The following is a 19,042-nucleotide window of genomic DNA, read 5'->3' as shown; positions in this document are numbered from 1 at the left end:
CGGCCGCGCCGTAGGGCGCGGCCGTCTCCGATGTCCGGTCCAATCCGACGGATCGGGCCCCTCGGTGGCGCGTCGTAGCCGATACTCGATGGACCACCGTCGAAGGGGCGCCATGAGTTTCGAGCACACGAACAACGGCCGCGACTATTCCGAGATGGCCAGGCCCGGAGAATCCCGCACCGACCCCGCCGAGATCGCCGATCGTCTGCAGCGATGGCTCCGAACCAAGTTGCCTGCCGACGTGGAGCCCGCGGTCACCGATGTGCAGGTCCCGGACGCCAACGGCATGTCGAGCGAGACCATCCTGTTCGACGTGTTGTGGCACGAGGACGGCGAGATACGCCGCCACGGCCTGGTCGCGCGCATCGCTCCCGCCCCCTCGGCGGTACCGGTCTTCCCCTCCTACGACATGGACCAGCAGTACCAGGTCATCAAGACCGTCGGCATCCTCTCGTCGGTCCCGGTGCCGCGCGTCCACTGGTCCGAGACGTCGCCGGCCGCGCTCGGCGGCGAGTTCTTCGTGATGGACCGAGTCGACGGGCAGATCCCACCGGACGTGATGCCGTACACCTTCGGCTCTTGGCTGTCGGAAGCCTCCCCCGCGGACCGACGCCGACTGCAGGACTCGTCGGTTCGTGTGCTCGCCGAACTGCACTCGATACCCGAACCCGCACAGCTTTTTCCGGCGCTCTCGCCCGATCCGGGATCCGACGACGTCACCGCCGACGCGGCACTGTGCGCGCATGTGAACCGCCTGCACCGCTACTACGAGTGGGTCGTCGAGACCACCCCGCGCTCGCCGTTGATCGAGCGCGGCCTCGAGTGGCTCGACGAGCATTGGCCCACCGTCACCGGACCGGCCGTGTTGTGCTGGGGTGACGCGCGCGTCGGCAACATCATCTACCGCGACTTCGAACCGGTTGCGGTCCTCGACTGGGAGATGGCCACTCTCGGTCCCCGCGAGCTGGATCTGGGCTGGATGGTTTTCCTCCATCGCTTCTTCGAGGATCTCGCCGGCGTCGCCGGACTGCCCGGGTTGCCCGACTTCCTGCGACGCGACGACGTCGCCGAGACCTACCGCAACCTCACCGGTTACTCCACAACCGACCTCGACTTCTTCACCCTGTACGCCGCATTGCGTCACGCGATCATCATGTTCCGTGTGCAGAGTCGGGCCGTAGCGTTCGGCCAGGCCGAAGCCCCGGACGACCCGGACGACATGATCCTGCATCGAACGACCCTCGAACGAATGCTCGACGGCACCTACTGGAATGGTCCGAACGAGAAGGGGGTTGCGTGATGCTCTCCCCCATGGATGACTTCCCGGTCCATCAGATCGCGGAGCCGATTCGTCACGTCGGTACGTCCGACCGGAACTTCTACGACCGCTACTACTTCAACTGCCACCCGGGCCTCGACGCCGACGGCGAACCGCTGTTCCTCATCATCGGTCTCGGCCAGTACCCCAACCTCGGTGTGTCGGACGCCTTCGCGGTGCTCCGCCGCGCTGACGATCACCTCGTCGCTCGCGCGTCGAAGGCCCTCGGATCGGACCGGATGGACCTCTCGGTGGGACCGCTGCGCATCGAGGTCCTCGAGGGGCTGCACCGACTGCGGGTGGTGCTCGAGCCGGCCCCCGAGACGCCGGACCTGTCGTTCGACCTGGTCTTCGAATCGGATGTTCCGGCGTCCCTCGAGGCAAGGCACTTCCACCGCCAGCTCGAGCGGGTCACGTTCGACACGCAGCGCTTCGTCCAGACCGGCAGGTGGAGCGGAACGCTGACCGTCGACGGCGAGGCAATTCCCGTCACCGACGACAGGTGGCGCGGCAACCGTGACCGCTCGTGGGGTGTGCGACCGGTGGGCGAGGCGGAGCCGCCTGGTCGGCGCGCCGATTCGGCGCTCGCGGCGGAACAGAACTTCTTCTGGATCTATACGGTCATGCAGTTCGAGGAGTTCTCGATCATTGTGATGATGCAGGAGGATCGTCAGGGCCGTCGGATCGTCGAGGACGCCACCAGGGTGTGGGCCGATCGTGACCGCGAACCCGAGTGGCTGGGCCGACCCGAACATGATCTGACGTTCGTCTCCGGCACCCGCGAGGTGGCCGGCGCAAGCCTCGAGTTCCACCGCCCCGGCGGCTACGGCAAGCCCGACGAGATTCTGACCGTCACTTGCGAACCGCTGCTGCCCCACTACCTGGGAGTGGGCACCGGCTACGGGCTCGAACCGGACTGGCGGCACGGCATGTGGCAGGGCGACCTGGTCGTGCAGGGACTGCGCGAGAAAGTCGCCGCCATCGAACCGTGGAAGAAGATGCTGTGCCCCGTCGACAATCTCACCCGCTTCACGCTCACCGAAGACGGCGACACCTACATCGGCTCCGGACTGTTCGAGATCGCGATCATCGGCCCGTGCGATCGGTACGGCTTCACCGGTGTCGGCGACGTCGCTCCCTGACGGGCGTAAAAGCGTCCGGACAGGATCCCCCCGCCCTGGCAGCCTCGTCGAACCGCCTCGGCACGGGGCGATCGGCGGTACCGTGAGATCGCGAAGAGCAGTTCCCGCGTCATCGATCGGCACGAACCGCGACGAGCCCAGGAGCGTCTCATGGCCTCTCTGCTCAACCCGTACATCCTCTTCGCCGGCAACACCCGCGAGGCGATGGAGTTCTACCGGAGTGTGTTCGGCGGCACCCTGAACATGATCACGTACGGCGACTTCGGTTCGCCCGTGGACGGCGACAAGATCATGCACGCAATCCTCGAGACGGACAGCGGCTTCACGATCATGGCTGCGGACACGCCGCCCGGCGCCGAACACAACGTCGGCACCGACATGGCGGTGAGTCTCAGCGGCGACGACGCCGCCGAACTCCGTCGCTACTGGGACAAACTCTCTGCTTCCGGCACCACCCAGACACCCCTCGACAAGCAGGTGTGGGGCGACACGTTCGGGGCGTGCGCCGACCGCTTCGGCGTCTCGTGGTTGGTGAACATAGCCGAGTAGGCGGGTAAACCACGAGGAAACCCCAGGTAAGTTGCCTTCGCTTGCATTCATGACCACACTCGCTCTTGCTGGAGACGTCAGCGTGTGATCACCGGGAAGGCACCATGGACAGCAGTTCGCCGAAGACGACCGTCGTTGTACCTACGTACAACGAACGCGACAATCTGCCGACGCTCGTCGAGCAGCTGGCCGCGTTGGAGGTCCCGAATCTGCACCTGCTGGTGGTTGACGACAACTCTCCCGACGGCACCGGCGAGGTCGCCGAGAAGCTCGCGATCGACTCCGCACTTCCGATCAGGGTGCTGCACCGCACCGCCAAGGACGGACTCGGGCGCGCCTACGTCGCAGGCATGACTCGTGCGCTCGAGGGCGGCGCCGACATCGTCATCCAGATGGACGCCGATCTCTCGCACCCGTGCGAGGTCATTCCCGCGATGATCCGCACCCTCACCACGACCGACGCCGCCGTCGTCCTCGGCTCCCGGTATGTCCCCGGTGGTGCGGTCGCGAGCGACTGGCCGTGGCACCGCAAGGCGCTGTCCGCGTGGGCCAACTTCTACGTCAACGCGATCCTGCGGCTCGGGGTGAAGGACGCGACCGCAGGGTTCAAGGCGTGGCACGCTCGTACGCTCGAGGCGATCGACGTCGGGTCGATCCACAGCAACGGCTACTCGTTCCAAGTGGAGATGAACTACCGCACCACCAGTCGGGGCATGCGGATCGCGGAGGTCCCGATCCGGTTCGAGGAACGCACCGAGGGCGTGTCGAAGATGAGCCTGGCCGTCCAACTCGAGTCGGCGCTGGTGCCGTGGAAGCTGCGGTTCGGCAAGAAGCGCTGATCCGTGCCGCCCAGCACCCTCGTCGGCCGCGACGGCAGCCACTATCCGATCGACACGCCCCGATGGCGGGCAGCGGACGGGTCACCGCTGCTGGTTTCACCACTCCCTGGGATCACAGGCGGTGACGTCGACACCTCGGTGCGCTCGCAGTGGCGATACTCCCGCGCGCTGCCGTTCGCGATGCGGCCGGTGAGTCTCGGCGAGGGTTGCACACCGATGCTCGATCTGACGGTCGAGGGCATCACTCTGCACGTCAAGCCCGAATGGTTCAATCCCACAGGGAGTTTCAAGGATCGCGGTTCGTCAGTGATGATGTCGGTCCTGGCTCACCAGGGCATCGAGGAGATCCTGGAGGACAGTAGCGGCAACGGTGGCGCCTCGGTGGCAGCGTATGCCGCCGCAGCCGGAATCCATGCCACCATCCTCGCTCCCCAGTCGACTTCCGAGGCGAAGTTGCTCCAGAGCCGGTTCCACGGCGCCCGGGTGGATCTCGTTCCCGGCGATCGGCACGCGACTGCCGTTGAGGCGGTCAGACGTTCTGGTGAGCTCTTCTACGCGAGCCACAACTGGCACCCGTTCTTCCTCCAGGGAACGAAGCTGCTCGCGTACGAGATCTGGGAGGACCTCGGCTTCGGCGTCCCGGACGCCGTCCTCTTGCCGGCCGGTGCCGGAAGCCTGGCCCTGGGGTGTTCGATCGGCTTCGACGAACTCGTACGCTCCGGTGCAATCGAGAAGCCGCCACGCATCCTCGTCGTACAACCACAGAACTGCAGCCCGCTGGTGGAGGCCTTCACGGCGGGTCGCCCCGAGGTCTCGCGGGAACCGGGTCGGTGGACCCCCACCGTCGCGGAGGGAACATCGATCGCGGTGCCCGTCCGCGACCGGGAGGTGCTCGACGCGGTTCGCGCCTCAGGGGGCGACATGGTCGCCGTCCCCGAGACAGCCATCGGGCCGGCGGTGCGACGCCTCGCCGCCCGCGGCCTGTACGCGGAACCAACGAGTGCAATGGTCATCGCCGCCCTCCCCGACTTCCTGCGGCATGGCTCGATTTCCGAAAGCAGCATCGTGGTAGCGATTCTGACCGGCTCCGGCCTCAAGGCCGACCGGAGCATGGCACGGCTCCTCGCTGAGACCCACGGCGATGGCGACCACCGATCGGTCTGACGTACGCTGCGGAAAGAGTCCAACTCACCCGATTCGGGTGAAAACCGTTCCTCCGGCGCGAGTCCTCCCGAGCGCGGCCGATCGCGTCGATAGCGTTGCGGTCTTCAACGAGTCACCGCCGTTGACGAGCCACCACCGTTGACGGCGCTAAGGAAAGGGATTCGTATGAGCCTCCAACACAGGTCCGTCGCCATCGCCGCTCTGGCCGGTGCCGCGCTTGTCGCACTCGCTCCGATCGCCTCCGCCGCGACGACGTACCAGATCACCGCTTACCCGCCGATCGGCACCGTGTACTCGAACAACATCACCACCCTCGCGGTAACTGTCACACCGACCCCCACCGGCGAAGATGCCACCACCCCCGTCACGCTCGAGGTCATCGAACCTGACGGCGAGCAAACGACGAGGACGGTTCCGTTGACGCTGGGCTTCGCCACGGTCGCCACCCCCATCAACGAACCGGGCCGATACACCGCTGTCTTCAGTTTCGCGCCGCCGCAGGGTGAGCCGGCGACGACCACCCTCCATTTCGACGTCACCCCGTCCCCGATCCATTTCGGCAGCGCGTCATAGCCGCGCGAGCGGCGGACGTTCGAAGGCGTAGCGCGCCGAACCGGCGCGTCACAGCCGCGTGACGTCGAGATTCCCGTCGTGGAAGTCGGCGCGCAACCGCTTCTTGTCGAACTTTCCGACGCTGGTCTTGGGCACCTCCTGGATCACCGCCCAGTTCTCCGGCAACTGCCATTTGGCGACCTTGTCGGCCAGGAAGTCGCGCAACTGGTCCAGTGTGGTCTCGCTGCCCTCGCGCAGCACCACGGCCACGAGCGGCCGCTCGTCCCACTTCTCGTCCGGGATACCGATCACCGCGGCCTCGGCGACGGCTGGATGCGCCATCACCGCGTTCTCGAGGTCGACCGATGAGATCCACTCGCCACCAGACTTGATGATGTCCTTGGTCCGGTCGGTCAGTGTGAGGTAGCCGTCCGCAGTGATCGACCCGACGTCACCGGTCCGCAGCCAACCGTCGTGGAACTTGTCGGGCGCGTCGGCCCCGTAGTACGACGAGGTGATCCAGGGCCCCCGTACCTCTAGTTCGCCGACGCTGGTGCCATCGTGCGGCACCCGGTTGCCGTCGTCGTCGATCAGCCGCGCCTCGACGGAGGCCGGGAACCGTCCCTGGGTGTAGCGGTACTTCCACCGCTCCTCCCCCGTGCTGCCGGCCGGCGCGTGCGCGACCGACCCCAGAGGCGACGTCTCGGTCATACCCCACGCGTGCAGCACGGACACCTGGTGGTCGTTCTCGAACGCGTGCATCAACGACGGCGGCACGGCCGACCCACCGACGAGCGCTGCCCGGATCGACGAGATGTCCTGCGGATTCTCCTCGAGGTAAAGGTGCAGTGCTTGCCAGATCGTCGGGACGGCGGCTGCGTACGTCGGACGCTCGGCCGCGATCAACTCGGCCAGTGGCGCCGGTTGCAGGAACCGGTCCGGCATGATCAGTGACGCCCCGGCCATGAACGCCCCGTACGGCAGGCCCCACGACATCGCGTGGAACTGCGGCACCACCGCGAGCACCCGGTCACCCGCTGCCAGGCCTAACCCGTCGGACATGCACACCTGCATCGAGTGCAGGTAGATCGAACGGTGCGAGTAGGCGACCCCCTTGGGGTCTCCGGTGGTTCCCGACGTGTAGCACATTGCCGCAGCCGATCGTTCGTCGAGCTCCGGCCAGTCGAACTCGGTCGGCTCGCCCGCGATGAGGGCCTCGTAGGTGTGCACCTGGACGCCCTCGGGCGCCTCGAGCCCGGCCGTCGAATCGCCGGTGACGATGACGTGCTCGACCGTCTTCATCTGTGCCAACAGCGGACCCAGCAGCGGAACCAAGGTGGCGTCGACGATGACGATCCGATCCTCCGCATGGTTGGCGACGTAGGTCAGCTGCTCCGGGAAGAGACGGATGTTGAGCGTGTGCAGCACGGCACCCATCGACGGAACCGCCAGGTACGCCTCGAGGTGCTCGGCGTTGTTCCACATGAAGGTCGCCACTCGATCGTCACCGTCGACGCCGAGCCCACGCAGCGCGTGCGCCAACGCCGCGCACCGGCGGCCGACCTCCGCGTACGTGCGTCGACGAGGGCCCGACTCAGTCCAGGTGACCACCTCTGCGCCCGCGTGGACGGTACTGCCGTACCGCAGCAGTTGCGCGATGGATAGCGGTGAGTCGTTCATCGTACTGAGCATTGGCTACTCCTGGCTCATGCATATCGGTGCGGCGTGTAGACGGTGAAACTACGCCACTCAGGTGACGCGCGTCACCCAACACTATGCCTGGGCGTTTCGGACCGATCGGTCCTCTCACTGGTACAGGCGGTAGGCGCGGGTGGCGTTCTCCGACCCGATCGTGCGGGCGATCCGCATGGCATCATCTTCGGACCAATCTCCACGGGCCACCTGTTCTTCCACGACCGTCGCGAGGGCGTCCCGAAACCGCACGGCGCTCACATGGAACAGTTCGGGCAGGCCGTAGGCGTCCGTGGAGAACAGCACCGAACCGAACGGTGCCAGCTCCAGCAATTCGGCCAGGACGCGGGCCGCTCCCCCGCGACCGACGTTGTGGACGGCCAGTCCGACATCGACGAACACGTGGTCGAACACCTGCGCAAGGTAGCCGGCGTGCCGGTGGAACGGGTAGTTGTGCAGCAGCATGATCGGCACACCCCGATCGGCGGTAGCACGCAGCAGCGGCGTCAGGAGCGACGGGTCCGCGCGGGCAAGGTTGATGTCGGCGTCGCCGTATCCCACGTGGAATTGGATCGGCAACCCGAGATCGATGGCCGTCCAGATCAGGAACCGGATCAGCGTCTCGTCGGCGAGACGAATCGGTTTTCCGGCGGCAACCCCCGACGCCCATCGCGCTGCAGCGGTGAAAACCGCTGCGTCAGAGGGTCTTTCCGGTGCAAGATCGAGCCCCACTCGGTAGGCGGCAATGGATTTGAAGGCGATCGCTGTGCGGGCCGCATCACCGAGCCGGGCGCGGCACTCCTGCGCGAACGTGCCGGCGCTGCACACGGCGATCGTCTCCTCGGCTACCCGTTCGAGGCGGACCACCTCGCGTGCGGTGCCGCCGGCATACGCGGCCAACACGTCCGGCGTGGTCAGCTGTTCGGGGTGAAACCCTGTGTCGACCAGGAATTCGGATATTCCGGCCGCGCGTAGCAGCCGTCCGGCGACCTCGTCGACGCCGAGCTCGGCACGCCGTTCGAGGTATTCGTCGGGTTCGGCGTGCGGTGCCAGATCCAGAACCGGTGCGCACAACCGGCGCACCGCGATTCCGACATGCGTATCGAAGAGGCTGCCGTGCCAACGCCCGGGCGCTGCGGCCTCGCACAGCATGGACTCGAAGGCCCGGCGCTCGAGTGGTGCGCGCACCACCCCGTGGCAGTGATGGTCGACGAGCCGCAGAGCCTCGACCATCCCCGCAATCGAACCTGCACCGGGGGTGCGCGGCGTATCGTCTGAGAATGGTGCCACCCCTGCCATTCTGCCGCTGACCGACCGCGATGTGAGGGAGTTGCGATGGATCAGCGAGAACGTGACCGTCGAGCACTCGAGGTGGCACGCCTTTGCGGCAGCCTCGCCCAACGCGGCGTGGTCCTCGTTGCGCTGCCGTGGGTGGACAACGGTGGCGTAGTTCGCACGAAGGCCGTCCCGCTCGACCGTCTCGAGCGGGCCGCCACCTGGGGCGTGGGGGCGTCGCCGGTGTTCGACGCCTTCACCCCGGACGACACGATCGTTTCCGGCCGGTACGCGGGCAGTCCCATCGGTGATCTACGCCTGGTCCCGGACCTCGACCGGTTGACGGTGCTCGCGGCGCAGCCTGGCTGGGCGTGGGCGCCCGTCCATCGCTACACCCAGGACGGGGACCTGCATCCGCAGGACGCCCGCGCCACCGTCCGCCGGGCCGTCGCCCAGCTGGCGGACGAGGGCCTGACCGCCAAGGCGGCGTTCGAGATCGAGTGGGTGGTGGGGGCCGACGAAGACGACTTCGTGCCCGCCACCCGCGGGCCCGCATACGGATTCACGCGAATAGTCGAGAAATCGAACTATTTGATCGATCTGGTCGCCGCGCTGCAGGAGCAGGGCGTGCGTGTCGAGCAGATACATCCCGAGTACGCCGCGGGCCAGTTCGAGGTGTCGGTGGCCGCCGAGGATCCGCTCGGGGCCGCCGACACCTCGGTATTGGTGCGGGAGACGATCCGCGCGATCACGATCCGCCACGGGATGCGAGTCTCGTTCGCCCCCTCGGTGGATGCCAGTGGAGTCGGCAGCGGCGGGCATGTCCACCTGTCGCTGTGGTGGGACGGACGGAATCTGCACAGCGGCGGCGACGGTCCGTGCGGGCTGACCGACACGGCCGAGGCATTCGCGGCCGGCATTCTCGAGCACCTGCCCGGTCTGCTCGCGGTGGGGGCGCCGTCGCCGGCGAGCTATCTGCGGCTGGTTCCAGGCCGGTGGGCGGCGTCCTTCCAGGCATGCGGCCACGAAAACCGCGAGACTGCAGTGCGTTTGGTGACCGGAAGCGGGGGAGAGGAGGACCGCGCCGCCAACCTCGAGGTCAAGGTGCTGGATCTGTCGGCCAACCCGTACCTGTGTATGGCGGGGCTGCTGTTCGCGGGCATCGCCGGCATCCGCGGGGGCCTGACCCTACCGGACCTGGTCGATGTCGACCCCGCGTCGTTGACCGAAGCCGACCGTCGCCGTCGCGGAATCCTCCGCCTACCAAGAACTCTCGCCGAGGCCACCGACGCATTCGAATCCGATGCCGTTCTCACCGATGCGTTCGGGACGGAGCTGTCGGCGACCATCGTCGATGTGCACCGTGCCGAGATCACCCGGTTCACCGGCGCGACGGACGAAGAGATCGCTGCGGCGCTACGGTGGGCGTTCTGAGAACGCCCACCGCTCACACTCGGTGAGTACTCACCACCAGTCGCGGTTGCGGTGCGGGACCACGACGTCGTCGAACGCCGATTCGTTGCCGAGTTCCCACTGGCGGCGGCCAAGTTCGAGACGGGAGGCGGCGGCGCGGCGCTCCCGGCGGAGGTCGAGGCGGTGGCCGACCTGATCGCGGCACACGTCGCACGAACACACATTGGTGCCGGTGTACTTGAAGAACCAGGCACAACGGGTCTCAAGACGCGTAGACGACTCGTACGAAGCGAAGTCGGGGAGATCGCAGGCTCCATTGAAGCAGAAGTGCCACGGCTCGGGTTCGAGCTCACGGCGAATGAGCCTGACCCAGATAGGGGAGTGGGCGTCGGTACGGGACAAGACGATGCCTTTCGGTGCTCAGGCGCCCCGACCCGCTACCCCCGGATGAGGACGGCCCGGGGCGACGATCGGTACACCGCGCCCAATGCTTGCCGCCAGCGGCGGCGTTGTCCCGTACATCTCACGCCGTCGATCTTCGCACATGGACAACCGCACCTAATCCGCATCGGTTGCCTTCACGCGGAAACCCGCGCACAGCCGCCCTCCCGCGGTGGAACTTCGCCAGCTCGTCGATCCGTACCAAACCCGTATCCGCCGTCACCGCCGCTCCTTTCTCGCGATCACCTCGATCGCCACCAGGTTGTCCCGGTAGGCAATGAATGTGCGCCGGATGGCCCGCACGCGGGCGCGGGCATCGGAATCTCGCAGCAGGTTGCGAATGAAACGCAGTGTGCCCCGTAGCCCTTCGTCGGTGAGGATCGGTCGCGGTCGCAACACCCGGTATGCCTCGTCGACGTCGGCCTCCACTCCGACGTAACTCCGCGGGCCGCGTGCCACGATCTCGCGCGCGGTGCGGCCCAGACCGGGCGCGAGCTCGACGACGTCGGCACCGGACAGGTCAGCGTCAACCAGCATTCGTTCGGTCAGTTCCCGTCCGCCCGGACGCAGAACCTTCTTCCCCAGGCGGGCGAGCAACCAGTGCCCGGGCAGGTGAGCGGCGTCGCGTCCCGACAGCGGCGTCTGCGGGTGTCGGCGGTCGTGGTCGTTCCCTGACAATGTGACCAGCCTCCTCAGGGTCGGAGTTCGGCTACCGACTCTAGGAGAAAATGCCGCGATAGGTAAGCCTACGTTTAGTCAAGCCGGCCGAACCCTACGACCGCGTGGTCCGAGTGCCAGTCGAGGTTGTGCACCCGGATCTTGCCCAGTTCGTTCCCGCCGACGGTGGTGGCGGTGTCGCCGTCGACGGCGACGACGATGTTGGTGTGCTGGCCGACCCGGAACTCGTTGTTGTACAACACCACATCGCCGATCGTGGGCCGGTAGCCGTTGCCGATCGGCTCGAAACGACCCTGGGATTCGTAATACTCCTGCAGCGTGTAGACGCCGGGGATGCGCCACGACCCGGAGTGCGCGTTCGACAGCGGCTCACCGGCCTCCCGCATGATCCAGCTGACGAAGTTCGCGCACCACGGCTCCTTGACGCCGTCCGAGTAGAAGGTGCCCGGCCGTTGCTCGGCGTGCTCGACCTCGAGCAGGTCGACGATCCGCGCCTGCGTCGGCGTCAGTGCGGTCCGATCCACGTCGGGGAACGATGCTGTGTCCCAAGGCAGGTACCTCGACGGCACCCACAGGAGTACGGCGCTGACAGCGACCACCAGCACCGCGACCACAGCGATCCAGACTGCGTGACGGAGACGGCGACGGCGGGCCACGGGTTGTGCGCTCATACTCTCGAATCTAGCCGATCACGTTGCGGGTCAGCGCTTCTTGTGGGAATCGGCTTCGGCATCCTCCAGGTCACCGTCCTTCGACTCCGCCTCCTTCGGCTCCCGTCCTTCAACTGCCCCGACGGGTCCATCAGCAGCAGTTCGGGTCGAGAACCACACGGAGTGCGTCGAGGGAATCGGTGCGGGCACGGTAGTAGACGTTCATCCCGCGGCGGGTCGACTCGACCATGCCGGCCTTCCTGAGCTGCCCGAGGTGGTGGCTGACGGTGGATTCGGCCAATCCGACGCCTGGAGCGAGATCGCAGGTGCAGACTTCGCCACCGTCCGCGGTGAGCAGGATCGATATCAGCTTGATTCGGACCGGGTCGGCCAGCGCCTTGAGCCGGAGGGCAACCTCCAGGGCCGCGTCGTCGCCCATCGGCGCGGCCGAGACCGGAGCGCAGCAGATGGGCGCGGAGACGTCGACAATGGGTAGGGCCTTTGGCATGACCCAATCCTACCGGTTATTTGACATATGTAGAAAAGGTGGGAGACTGAAGGCGCAAAGCTATTCGACATATGTCGCATACGTGGAGGCTGTCATGTCACGCGCTCAACTGGCACTCAACGTCGACGACCTGCAGGAGGCCGTCACGTTCTACTCCAAGCTGTTCGGCACCGAGCCCGCGAAGCTGAAGCCGGGGTACGCGAACTTCGCGATCGCGGAGCCCCCGCTGAAGCTGGTGTTGTTCGAGAACCCTGGCAAGGGCGGCACCGTCAACCACCTCGGAGTCGAGGTGGAGTCTTCGGAGGAGGTGCACGCGGAGATTGCCCGCCTGACAGATGAGGGCCTGTTCACCGACGAAGAGATCGGCACGACCTGCTGCTTCGCGACCCAAGACAAGGTGTGGGTCACCGGGCCGGCTGGGGAGAGGTGGGAGGTCTACACCGTGCTTGCCGACTCAGAGACGTTCGGATCGAGCCCCCAGCGCCTCGAGCATCCGGCCGACGCCGACGGTGGCGTGTGCTGCGGCACCGCCGCCACAGGCGAGAAGGCGACCGCCGCAAAGTCCTGTTGCTGAAAACGTGAAGCGCGTGTCGACCGCCCCATTCGGCGGTCGACACTCGCTTCGTATCGACGCTCGTCGCCTCGAAGTGATCCCGGTCAGCAGGTGGCGGGCTGCGAGATCAGCTCGGCGATCAGGGCCTCGACCTTGGTCTTGATCTCGTCGCGGATCCGCCGGACCGCGTCGATGCCCTGGCCGGCCGGATCGTCGAGGACCCAGTCGCGATAGCTCTTGCCGGGGAAGATCGGGCAGGTGTCGCCGCAGCCCATCGTGATCACCACGTCGGAGGCCTGCACCGCGTCGACGGTCAGGATCTTCGGGTTCGCGGTGGAGATGTCGATACCGACCTCGGCCATCGCTTCGACGGCGGCCGCGTTCACCTGTTCGGTGGGCGCGGAACCGGCGGAGCGCACCTCGATCCGATCCCCGGCGAGCGCCGTGAGAAACCCGGCGGCCATCTGGGAACGGCCCGCGTTGTGGACGCAGACGAACAGCACGCTCGGTGTTGTGGACATGCACTGTCCTTTCAGATTTCGAAGGGAGCGGAGTAGTGGAAGTCGCTCAGGCGGTAGTGGTGTGGACGGGTGCGAAGCGTTTGCGCAGGGCAAGCGAGACGTAGACCAGGGCGACCAGGACCGGCACCTCGATCAGTGGACCGACGACACCGGCCAGCGCCTGCCCGGACGAGGCGCCGTAGGTGGCGATCGCGACCGCGATGGCCAACTCGAAGTTGTTGCCCGCGGCGGTGAACGCGAGGGTGGTGGTGCGCTCGTACCCCAGTCCCATGAAGGCGCCGAGCAGGTAGCCGCCGCCCCACATGATCGCGAAGTACGCCAGCAGCGGGATCGCGATCTGCACGACGTCGAGAGGTCGTGAGGTGATCTGTTCGCCCTGGAGGGCGAAGAGGATCACGATCGTGAACAACAGGCCGTAGAGGGCCCAGGGCCCGATGCGTGGCAGCACCCGCTCCTCGTACCAGGCACGGCCGCGGGCCTTTTCGCCGTAGCGGCGGGTCAGGTAGCCGGCGAGTAGCGGGATACCGAGGAAGATCAGCACCGACTTCCCGATCTGCCAGGGCGAGGTATCGATGGTGGTCTGCTCGAGTCCGAGCCAGCCGGGCAGGACGGAGAGGTAGAACCAGCCGAGGGCGGCGAACATGATCACCTGGAACACCGAGTTGATCGCGACGAGAACTGCGGCGGCCTCACGGTCACCACAGGCAAGGTCGTTCCAGATGATCACCATCGCGATGCAGCGGGCCAGGCCGACGATGATCAGCCCGGTCCGGTACTCCGGCAGGTCCGGCAGGAAGATCCAGGCCAGGGCGAACATCAGCGCAGGGCCGAGCACCCAGTTCAACAGCAGCGACCCGATCAAGAGTTTGCGGTCGCCGATGACGGTGTCGAGGCGGTCGTAGCGGACCTTCGCCAGCACCGGATACATCATGATCAACAACCCCAGCGCGATCGGCAGCGAGATCCCGTCGATCTCGACGGCGCTGAGCACGTCCCCGATACCGGGAATCATCCGGCCGAGTAGCAGACCCGCAACCATCGCGACACCGATCCACACCGGCAGGAACCGATCGAGGGTGGAGAGCTTGCCGACGACGGCCGAAGGCTCGGCGGCAGTGGCGATTTCGCTCATGCCGTCACCTCCGCGCCCGCGGCGGACGGTGTGGTCGGTTCACCCTCGGGCAGCAGCACCGTCGACAGTTGCTGCAGCGCTGACGGAACCACCCAGTAGTAGACCCAGGTGCCGCGGCGCTCGCAGTCCAGCAGACCCGACTCACGCAGGACCTTCAGGTGATGGGAGATGGTCGGCTGCGAGAGATCGAACGAGTCCGAGATGTCGCACACGCATGCCTCACCCCCGGCGTGGGAGGCCACGAGGGACAGCAGCCGCAGACGCACCGGATCACCGAGCGCCTTGAACATCCGGGCCAGATCCCCGGCCCAATCGTCCGTCAGCGGCTCCCGTACCAGCGGCGAGCAGCACGGTGCACCGTCCCCTTGCTCTTGATTCGACACCTATCTATATTTACAAATATCGAATCAGGGTTCAACCGGTGCACCCGCTGCGGCCGTGGCGCCGGGCCTCGGTCGTCAGGCGACGACCAGGCCCTCGATGCGGCTCGCGCCGTCCCAACCGCCCTCGGGCGCAGAGAGACCGAACAGGCTGGCGACGGTCGGTGCGACATCCATGGTGCGGGCCTGCACGTCGGTTATCTCGAGGCCTCGACCGACCATCGGATGTCCGCCGGCGACGAAGAACGGGATCGGCAACGTCACGGTGTGGCCGTGGTTGCCCGGGATCAGGTTCGACAGCGGCGTCGGATCGCTGAACCGCCAACCAGGAGCACACAGCGCCACGACGTCACCGGCGAGGTCACCGAGATCGAATTCCGCTGGGCTATGGACAGACTCGACCCCGGGGACTCCGAGGGCGATGCGCTTGATCCGCTCGACGGCATCGGCGCGCTCCGCGTCGTCGCCCACGAAGTAGACCAGGTCCACGCCGCCGTTCTGGGCGATCCGGATCCGTCCGGCGAGAGCGGGATCCGTGTTCAGCGGGTGATCGAGACCGATCAGGCCCAAGGGCGACGACCAGTCCATCGAGTGGTCCGCGAGTACGATCAGCACGCTGCGCTCCCAGCGTCCCGACGCGCGCAGGAAGTCGACGAACTTTTGCACCGCGGCATCGGTGCCACGCAGGGCCGCGTGACGTGCGATCCGGATCGAGGTCCCCGACACGTCCATGTGGCCGACCCGGTCGACGTCGCCGAGGTTGGTGAAGGTCATTCGCGGCGAATGCTCACCGACGATCTGGATGAGCGCCTCGGTGGTGAAGTGGTCGGGCGCATGATCGGTAATCGGCAGCAGCGGGAACGGATCCCACTCCACCGACGCCTGGCCGCCGAACAGCCCGTGCAGGTAGTCCTTGGACAGAACGCTCGCGGTGGTCAGCCCCAGCTCGGTGCGGAGCCGGCCCAGCACCGTCGACGCCCGCAGGTCGCTCGCACGACCGAGTTCCCGCTCGTCGCCGACCTCCGGGTCGTAGATCTTGTTGGCGGGAACACCGTTCCGATAGGGCAGCACTCCGGTCATCATCGCCGCGTGGTTGGGCAGCGTCTCCGCGACCATGATCGCGGACGCGTTCTGGTACCGCGTGCCGTCCGCCGCGAGACCCGTGAGGTTCGGGGTGAGCGATGCGTTGAGCTCGTCCGGGCGCATGCCGTCGACGACCAGCACGTGAACGTCGAGGTCCGCACGGGCCGTGGCGGTGGCAACCTGCGCACCGGCCGCTCCCGACCTGGCCAATCCGGCGAGTCCGATGCCGCCCGCGATCGCGGTTCCGCCGATCAGCACGTTCCGGCGGCTCAGCGCGCCGCTCATGCGCCCGCTCCCGGACGGTAGCCCGCGGGATCGAGCGGGGCCGCGACCGGATGGACCTGCTGGGTGCCGTCGGCGACCCGGTAGCTCATCGCGTGCCGGGACGTGGCGTTCGGATCCGCCGGATCGTTGATGTAGAACCAGTCCATCTGTGCCCCTTGCTTGTTCACCTCGAACACGGTGTAGCCGTGGGAGTCGAGTTCGACGTACCGCACATGACGGTTGGTCGTCTTGATTGCCTCCTCGGCGAGGAGGGTGGCGGTGCGCGGCGGAACGCCCAACATTTCGTCGATGTTGTTGGAGCTCACCGACGGCACCACCAACTCGGTGCCGACCGTGCCCGCGGCCGGGTAATTCGCCGCATCCACCGGCAGGTCGCACGCCCAGGAGGTGTGGATGTCGCCGGTGAGGAAGACCGTATTGCGGACCCCGTTCGCGCTGATCGCGTCATAGAGTCTGCGCCGGTCCGCTGGATAGCCGTCCCACTGGTCGGTGCCGTAGGGGATCCCCTCGTCGGGCAGACCGGCCAATTCGGTGAGCGCCGCCGTCGTGTTGCGGTCGAGCGGCGGGAACATGACGGGTGAGATCATCACCGGGTTGCCGACCAGCTTCCACTGCGTCGGCGAGGTGACGATACCGCCGGTCAGCCACTCCATCTGCTCACGGCCGGTGATCGTCCGATCGGGGGAGTCGATGGTGCGCCACCCGCCAGCGGGGGAGGACGGTTCGTTGCGGTAAGTGCGCAGGTCGAGCATGGAGAGCTCGGCGAGATTGCCGAACCGGAAACGCCGGTAGAGCGCGGCGTCGCTGCCCGTGCCGTTGACGCGGACCGGCATCCACTCGAAGTAGGCCTGTGTCGATGCGGCCTTGCGCGCGCCCCAATCGCCCTCCGTGGCCGGATCGTGGTTCTCGGCGCCGCCGACGTAGGCGTTATCGGCGCTCTCGTGGTCGTCCCACGTCACGATGAACGGCAACTTGGCATGCAATGCCATCAGATCGGGGTCGGTCTTGTACTGCGCGTGCCGGATCCGATAGTCGGCGAGGGAGACGATCGGGTGCTCCGGATCGTGCAGTCGAACGGAGCCGTCCTTGCCGCCGTACTCGCCGCGACCGTATTCGTAGATGTAGTCACCCATGTGCAGGATCGCGTCGAGATCGTCACGCGCGGCAAGGTGCCGGTAGGACGCGAAGTAGCCGGCCTCCCAGTTGGAGCACGACACGACGCCGAACCTGAGGGCGCTGAGATCAGCGTCGTCCGCGGGGGCGGTGCGCGTGCGTCCGACCGGAGACGTCAGCCCGAGCGCCGTGAACCGGTAGAAGTACCCGGTGCCGGGGCGCAACCCGGTGACGTCGACTTTCACGGTGTGGTCGGCCTCTGGGCCGGTGCTCGCGGTGCCGCTCCGCACCACGTTCGCGAACTCCGGATCGGTCGCGACCTGCCAGGACAGCGAGACCATCTGACCCACGCCCGAGCCCGGCAGCGCGTCACCGGAGGGGGTGATGCGGGTCCAGATGATTACCCGGTCGGGGAGGGGATCGCCCGACGCCACACCGTGGACGAACCCTGGTGTCGAGCCCTCGGCCGGGGCCTGGGCCTGGGCTTGTCCCGTAGTCGTGGCGGCGACCAGTCCGGCTCCCGCCAGCACCATCGACCCACGCAACACGCCGCGTCGGCTCACGCCAGTGATCTCGTTGTTATCTAGCACCGGAGGATCACAGCACAACTCGTAACGTGGTTCAACTCTCATCCGTGTGAATTCTCGAGTGTTCACACGATGTTCGATTTGAGAAGGTTCTCAGCGCAACGTGCGAGTCCCGGTGCGGTCGACGATCCCGCGAGCGACGAGTTCGATCGCGACCGCCACCGAACACGTCTGGGCGAGGAGCAGGGCCACGAGGACGAGGATCTGCACGGCACCCGCCTGGACCGCGGACTCGGTCGCGAGCAGCACCCCGACGAACGCGCCGGGCAATGTCACCAGACCGACCGTTCGGGTCTGGTCCACCCCGGGCAGCAGCGCATCCGACACCGCGGATCCGACCACCTCCATGCGCGCATCCCGGACACTCAGGCCCAGGCTCAGGCCCGCCTCGACCTCACCAATCCGTAGTTCGATCGCGTCGAGACCACGCTTGGCGGCCAGTGCCGTCGCGATCATCGCATTGCCCATCACGATGCCGCCGATGGGCACCAGTGCCACGCCCGTCATCGGCACCACCCCGCTGACCAACATCAGCGGAATCACCAACCCGATACCGGATACGAGCGCCACCGACAGCCACGCCGCAGACCGGCCGGCCTTCGCTCGTCGGCCCGCCGTGACCGCTGCCGCAACGAACATCGCAGCCAGAACCAGAAACGACGACCAGAGATGGATGAGCGCTGCGGCCAAGATCAGTGACACCGCAGTGAGCTGAACCGCACCGCGAGCCGCCGCCCAGGGCGCGGTCAGGGGATTGCCGAGGCCCGCGAACTGGTACACGACCGCCGTGAGCGCGACCATGACGACGCACAGTGCGAACAGGGCGAGACCGGGAGTCGCCAAGGCGGTGCTCATGACGCGCCTCCCAGCGACGTGCACTCGAGCCCACTCGGGGTTGTGACCGCTGCCAGCCTACCGCCCGAAACGGACCCAAGAATGTCGCCTAACCGGCGTCACCACAGCACATGTCGAACACGGCTCGGGCCCGAAGCCGACGAACGGCTTCGGGCCCGAACTGATTGGCCGATACCGGCCACACGTATTAGACGAAGAGTCCAGCGAGCAGACCGACAGCGGAGACGACTCCAGCGACCGCTCCCACCGCGTCCGCACCCGCGACGACCGTGTCCATGTCGACCGAACCGGTTTCCATATTCCTACCTCTTT

The 19,042-nt window shown here is 66.8% G+C and carries 20 protein-coding genes; 8 read left to right on the top strand and 12 right to left on the bottom strand.

What is annotated here, in order from left to right:
- Window positions 1–112: 112 nt before the first annotated feature.
- The 6 genes from EF834_RS12860 to EF834_RS12835 all read left to right on the top strand — a co-directional run bounded on the left by EF834_RS12860 (window position 113) and on the right by EF834_RS12835 (window position 5,585).
- Entirely contained in the window at window positions 113–1,300 is a 1,188-nt protein-coding gene (locus tag EF834_RS12860; protein ID WP_127947607.1) for a phosphotransferase family protein, read from the top strand.
- Window positions 1,300–2,460 carry a hypothetical protein gene (locus tag EF834_RS12855; RefSeq protein WP_127947606.1) on the top strand — a complete coding sequence of 387 codons (1,161 nt, stop codon included), beginning with the start codon at window positions 1,300–1,302 and terminating at the stop codon, window positions 2,458–2,460. The genes EF834_RS12860 and EF834_RS12855 overlap by 1 nt, the downstream gene beginning before the upstream one ends.
- Before the next feature lie 150 nt (window positions 2,461–2,610).
- The gene (locus EF834_RS12850) at window positions 2,611–3,009 is read left to right on the top strand and encodes a VOC family protein (protein WP_127947605.1); all 399 of its coding nucleotides are present in this window, start codon (window positions 2,611–2,613) and stop codon (window positions 3,007–3,009) included.
- Window positions 3,010–3,113: 104 nt separating this feature from the next.
- Window positions 3,114–3,848 (top strand): polyprenol monophosphomannose synthase, encoded by a 735-nt coding sequence (locus tag EF834_RS12845; RefSeq protein ID WP_127947604.1) that lies wholly within the window; start codon window positions 3,114–3,116, stop codon window positions 3,846–3,848.
- Window positions 3,849–3,851: 3 nt separating this feature from the next.
- Window positions 3,852–5,012, top strand: coding sequence for a threonine synthase (locus tag EF834_RS12840; RefSeq protein WP_127947603.1), 1,161 nt, complete (start codon window positions 3,852–3,854; stop codon window positions 5,010–5,012).
- Between the two features lie 165 nt (window positions 5,013–5,177).
- A complete protein-coding gene (locus EF834_RS12835) occupies window positions 5,178–5,585 on the top strand; it encodes a hypothetical protein (RefSeq protein ID WP_127947602.1) in 408 nt (135 codons plus the stop codon).
- A gap of 48 nt (window positions 5,586–5,633) precedes the next feature.
- On the opposite strand, the gene EF834_RS12830 is transcribed toward EF834_RS12835, so the two are convergent.
- Both EF834_RS12830 and EF834_RS12825 read right to left on the bottom strand, forming a co-directional pair.
- The gene (locus EF834_RS12830; RefSeq protein ID WP_127947601.1) at window positions 5,634–7,256 is read right to left on the bottom strand and encodes a long-chain fatty acid--CoA ligase; all 1,623 of its coding nucleotides are present in this window, start codon (window positions 7,254–7,256) and stop codon (window positions 5,634–5,636) included.
- Window positions 7,257–7,370: 114 nt separating this feature from the next.
- Entirely contained in the window at window positions 7,371–8,546 is a 1,176-nt protein-coding gene (locus EF834_RS12825) for an amidohydrolase family protein (RefSeq protein ID WP_235871157.1), read from the bottom strand.
- A gap of 45 nt (window positions 8,547–8,591) precedes the next feature.
- On the opposite strand from EF834_RS12825, the gene EF834_RS12820 reads away from it, so the two are divergent.
- Complete coding sequence (locus EF834_RS12820; RefSeq protein ID WP_127947599.1) at window positions 8,592–9,965, top strand: glutamine synthetase family protein; 1,374 nt, start codon at window positions 8,592–8,594, stop codon at window positions 9,963–9,965.
- A 30-nt stretch (window positions 9,966–9,995) separates the two neighbouring features.
- On the opposite strand, the gene EF834_RS12815 is transcribed toward EF834_RS12820, so the two are convergent.
- The 4 genes from EF834_RS12815 to EF834_RS12800 all read right to left on the bottom strand — a co-directional run bounded on the left by EF834_RS12815 (window position 9,996) and on the right by EF834_RS12800 (window position 12,221).
- On the bottom strand, window positions 9,996–10,346 hold the full coding sequence (locus EF834_RS12815) for a hypothetical protein (protein WP_127947598.1): 351 nt from the start codon (window positions 10,344–10,346) through the stop codon (window positions 9,996–9,998).
- 258 nt (window positions 10,347–10,604) lie between these two features.
- Complete coding sequence (locus tag EF834_RS12810) at window positions 10,605–11,063, bottom strand: hypothetical protein (protein WP_408014506.1); 459 nt, start codon at window positions 11,061–11,063, stop codon at window positions 10,605–10,607.
- Between the two features lie 74 nt (window positions 11,064–11,137).
- Window positions 11,138–11,734 (bottom strand): CHAP domain-containing protein, encoded by a 597-nt coding sequence (locus tag EF834_RS12805; RefSeq protein WP_127947597.1) that lies wholly within the window; start codon window positions 11,732–11,734, stop codon window positions 11,138–11,140.
- Between the two features lie 130 nt (window positions 11,735–11,864).
- Window positions 11,865–12,221 carry an Rv2640c family ArsR-like transcriptional regulator gene (locus EF834_RS12800; RefSeq protein WP_127947596.1) on the bottom strand — a complete coding sequence of 119 codons (357 nt, stop codon included), beginning with the start codon at window positions 12,219–12,221 and terminating at the stop codon, window positions 11,865–11,867.
- 94 nt (window positions 12,222–12,315) lie between these two features.
- Between EF834_RS12800 and EF834_RS12795 the strand changes: the two genes are divergently transcribed.
- Window positions 12,316–12,795 carry an ArsI/CadI family heavy metal resistance metalloenzyme gene (locus tag EF834_RS12795; RefSeq protein ID WP_127947595.1) on the top strand — a complete coding sequence of 160 codons (480 nt, stop codon included), beginning with the start codon at window positions 12,316–12,318 and terminating at the stop codon, window positions 12,793–12,795.
- Window positions 12,796–12,878: 83 nt separating this feature from the next.
- On the opposite strand, the gene EF834_RS12790 is transcribed toward EF834_RS12795, so the two are convergent.
- The 6 genes from EF834_RS12790 to EF834_RS12765 form a co-directional block, all read right to left on the bottom strand.
- Entirely contained in the window at window positions 12,879–13,295 is a 417-nt protein-coding gene (locus EF834_RS12790; protein ID WP_127947594.1) for an arsenate reductase ArsC, read from the bottom strand.
- A gap of 46 nt (window positions 13,296–13,341) precedes the next feature.
- Window positions 13,342–14,427, bottom strand: coding sequence for an ACR3 family arsenite efflux transporter (arsB, locus tag EF834_RS12785; RefSeq protein ID WP_127947593.1), 1,086 nt, complete (start codon window positions 14,425–14,427; stop codon window positions 13,342–13,344).
- Window positions 14,424–14,810 (bottom strand): ArsR/SmtB family transcription factor, encoded by a 387-nt coding sequence (locus EF834_RS12780; protein WP_127947592.1) that lies wholly within the window; start codon window positions 14,808–14,810, stop codon window positions 14,424–14,426. Before EF834_RS12780 ends, arsB begins: the two co-directional genes overlap by 4 nt.
- Before the next feature lie 75 nt (window positions 14,811–14,885).
- The gene (locus EF834_RS12775) at window positions 14,886–16,175 is read right to left on the bottom strand and encodes an alkaline phosphatase family protein (protein WP_127947591.1); all 1,290 of its coding nucleotides are present in this window, start codon (window positions 16,173–16,175) and stop codon (window positions 14,886–14,888) included.
- Entirely contained in the window at window positions 16,172–17,821 is a 1,650-nt protein-coding gene (locus EF834_RS12770; protein ID WP_206615275.1) for an alkaline phosphatase D family protein, read from the bottom strand. The genes EF834_RS12775 and EF834_RS12770 overlap by 4 nt, the downstream gene beginning before the upstream one ends.
- 147 nt (window positions 17,822–17,968) lie before the next feature.
- Entirely contained in the window at window positions 17,969–18,730 is a 762-nt protein-coding gene (locus EF834_RS12765) for an ABC transporter permease (RefSeq protein WP_127947590.1), read from the bottom strand.
- Window positions 18,731–19,042: the final 312 nt, after the last annotated feature.

Origin of the sequence: Rhodococcus spongiicola (assembly GCF_004011835.1) — a bacterium.
Lineage (GTDB): Bacteria > Actinomycetota > Actinomycetes > Mycobacteriales > Mycobacteriaceae > Prescottella > Prescottella spongiicola.
The sequence above is the reverse complement of the archived record's forward strand: the minus strand, read 5'-3'. Positions and strand labels throughout refer to the sequence as shown.

Bases quoted from the DNA above. Each gene is read 5' to 3' on its own strand.
- EF834_RS12860 (WP_127947607.1), top strand. From the start codon at position 113: ATGAGTTTCGAGCACACGAACAACGGCCGCGACTATTCCGAGATGGCC.
- EF834_RS12855 (WP_127947606.1), top strand. From the start codon at position 1,300: ATGCTCTCCCCCATGGATGACTTCCCGGTCCATCAGATCGCGGAGCCG.
- EF834_RS12850 (WP_127947605.1), top strand. From the start codon at position 2,611: ATGGCCTCTCTGCTCAACCCGTACATCCTCTTCGCCGGCAACACCCGC.
- EF834_RS12845 (WP_127947604.1), top strand. From the start codon at position 3,114: ATGGACAGCAGTTCGCCGAAGACGACCGTCGTTGTACCTACGTACAAC.
- EF834_RS12835 (WP_127947602.1), top strand. From the start codon at position 5,178: ATGAGCCTCCAACACAGGTCCGTCGCCATCGCCGCTCTGGCCGGTGCC.
- EF834_RS12830 (WP_127947601.1), bottom strand. From the start codon at position 7,256: ATGCTCAGTACGATGAACGACTCACCGCTATCCATCGCGCAACTGCTG.
- EF834_RS12820 (WP_127947599.1), top strand. From the start codon at position 8,592: ATGGATCAGCGAGAACGTGACCGTCGAGCACTCGAGGTGGCACGCCTT.
- EF834_RS12805 (WP_127947597.1), bottom strand. From the start codon at position 11,734: ATGAGCGCACAACCCGTGGCCCGCCGTCGCCGTCTCCGTCACGCAGTC.
- EF834_RS12800 (WP_127947596.1), bottom strand. From the start codon at position 12,221: ATGCCAAAGGCCCTACCCATTGTCGACGTCTCCGCGCCCATCTGCTGC.
- EF834_RS12795 (WP_127947595.1), top strand. From the start codon at position 12,316: ATGTCACGCGCTCAACTGGCACTCAACGTCGACGACCTGCAGGAGGCC.
- EF834_RS12790 (WP_127947594.1), bottom strand. From the start codon at position 13,295: ATGTCCACAACACCGAGCGTGCTGTTCGTCTGCGTCCACAACGCGGGC.
- arsB (WP_127947593.1), bottom strand. From the start codon at position 14,427: ATGAGCGAAATCGCCACTGCCGCCGAGCCTTCGGCCGTCGTCGGCAAG.
- EF834_RS12775 (WP_127947591.1), bottom strand. From the start codon at position 16,175: ATGAGCGGCGCGCTGAGCCGCCGGAACGTGCTGATCGGCGGAACCGCG.
- EF834_RS12770 (WP_206615275.1), bottom strand. From the start codon at position 17,821: ATGGTGCTGGCGGGAGCCGGACTGGTCGCCGCCACGACTACGGGACAA.
- EF834_RS12765 (WP_127947590.1), bottom strand. From the start codon at position 18,730: ATGAGCACCGCCTTGGCGACTCCCGGTCTCGCCCTGTTCGCACTGTGC.